The following is a 1,977-nucleotide window of genomic DNA, read 5'->3' as shown; positions in this document are numbered from 1 at the left end:
AATACGACTTGTAGCTCCGTCTCGTGGGCTCGGAGATGTGTATATGTGACAGCTCGGCCTGTTCCGCGCGTGGAGCTGGTGGCAGCCGGACAGCCGCGCCCTCGTCTACCCGTTCCCCGAGCAGGACGCGCCGCCGCTGCCGATGCTGGGCCGTCCCAGCCCCGACGGCGCGGGCAGCACGGGCAGCGATGATTTCGCCGGCGTGCGCAGCTACCAGCCGGGCGACCCGCTGCGGCACCTCGCGTGGCGCCAGATCGCGCGCCTCGATCCGGAACTGGGCGGCCAGCTCGTCACCAAACATTTCGAGGGCGGCACGGTCGACGAGCTCGTGCTCGACTTCGACACGCTGCCCGCCCACCTCGACGTCGAGCTGCGCCTCGCGCGCATGGCCCGCTGGGTGCTGGAAGCGGAGCAGCGCGCCCTGCCCTATGGCTTTATCCTCGGCCGCATCCGTTACCCCGTGGCGCTCGGCACGGCGCACCAGGCGGCGTGCCTGCGCGCGCTGGCGCTGTACGGCTTGCCGGAGGAGCCGGCGTGAAGCTGCTCCTGTCACGGGACAAGCAGGATACGTTGCTGCTGATCGCCAGCAGCCTGCTCGTGCTGGCACCGCACGCGGCCCACCTGCCCGTGTGGGTGAGCCTGCTGTGCGGCGCCACGCTGGCCTGGCGCGCCGCGGTCACCCTGCTGGGCCGGCGCATGCCGTCGAACTTGCTCCTCGTGCCGATCGCGGCGGCCGCGATGTTCGGCGTGCTGCAGAGCTATCACACCCTGCTGGGACGCGATGCGGGCGTCGCCATGCTCGTCCTGCTCGTCGCCTTCAAGATGCTGGAGATGCATGCGCGGCGCGACCTGTTCGTCGTCGTGTTCCTGTGCTACTTCCTGGTGCTCACCAATTTCTTTTATTCGCAGACGATCCCGACGGCCCTGCTGATGCTGGCCTCGCTCGTCGCGCTGCTGGCCACGCAGTTGTCGTTCCAGCTGACGGGCGCCGTGCCCCCGCTGCGCACGCGCCTGTGGATGGGCGCGAAACTGCTCGGGCTGGCGCTGCCGCTGGCGGGCGCCGCGTTCGTCCTGTTCCCGCGCGTCGAAGGACCGCTGTGGGGCATGCCGGACGCGTCGCACAGCGCGCAGAGCGGCCTGTCCGACACGATGGCGCCCGGCCAGATGTCGAACCTGGCGCAGTCGGAAGACGTCGCGTTCCGCGTGAAATTCGACGGCCCCGTGCCCGCGCAGCCGCAACTGTACTGGCGCGGCCCCGTGCTGGGTAGCTACGACGGCCGCACCTGGACGCGCGTGCGCCCGTCCCGCCACACGCGCACGCAGGCGCTGTCGCTGTCCGTGGGCGGTACGCCGGTCGGCTACCAGGTCACGCTGGAACCGTCGAACACGCGCTGGCTGTTCGCCCTCGAGATGCCGCGCGCCATCCCCGAGCTGCCGGGGCATGGCGTGACGCTGTCCGGCGAACTGGAATTCCGGTCGCTCGACCCGATCGGCGAGCGCGTGCGCTACGACCTCGTCTCCTTCGTGCACTACAGCCTGCAGACGGATGCGTCGCCCGTCGACGGGCAATGGCTGATGCTGCCCTACGGCCTGAATCCGCGCACGCGCGCGGCCGGCCAGGCGCTGGCGTCCGAGCCGGATCCGGCGCGCCGCGTGGCGGCCGTGCTGCGCCTGTTTGCGGAAGGCGGTTTCGTCTACACGCTGCAGCCGCCGCTGCTGCCCGGCCGCGACTCGATCGACGATTTCCTGTACGGCACGCGCGCCGGCTTCTGCGAGCATTACGCGGGCGCCTTCGTGTTCCTGATGCGCTCGGCGGGCGTGCCGGCGCGCGTCGTCACGGGCTACCAGGGCGGCGAGATGAACCCGATCGACGGCTACCTCACCGTGCGCCAATCGGACGCGCATGCGTGGGCCGAGGTGTGGCTGCCGCGGCGCGGCTGGGTACGTATCGACCCGACGGCCGCCGTGGCGCCGGAG

2 protein-coding genes are annotated in these 1,977 nt (G+C 71.0%); both read left to right on the top strand.

Annotated features, from left to right (window positions below; all coding sequences use genetic code 11):
- Window positions 1–142: 142 nt before the first annotated feature.
- Window positions 143–538: a DUF58 domain-containing protein gene (locus ACEN88_RS30305; protein ID WP_413345683.1), complete on the top strand. Its 396-nt coding sequence runs from the start codon at window positions 143–145 to the stop codon at window positions 536–538.
- On the top strand, window positions 535–1,977 hold a 1,443-nt coding region (locus tag ACEN88_RS30300; RefSeq protein ID WP_413345681.1), incomplete at its 3' end, for a transglutaminaseTgpA domain-containing protein. The genes ACEN88_RS30305 and ACEN88_RS30300, both read left to right, overlap by 4 nt.

The sequence above is a fragment of the Massilia sp. CT11-108 genome (genome assembly GCF_047302915.1).
GTDB classification, from domain to species: domain Bacteria; phylum Pseudomonadota; class Gammaproteobacteria; order Burkholderiales; family Burkholderiaceae_D; genus Telluria; species Telluria orientalis.
Note: the sequence above shows the minus strand (reverse complement) of the source record. Positions and strands in the feature narration are given on the sequence as shown.

Excerpts from the sequence above, each read along its gene's own strand:
- ACEN88_RS30305 (WP_413345683.1), top strand. The coding sequence starts at position 143 with ATGCTGGGCCGTCCCAGCCCCGACGGCGCGGGCAGCACGGGCAGCGAT.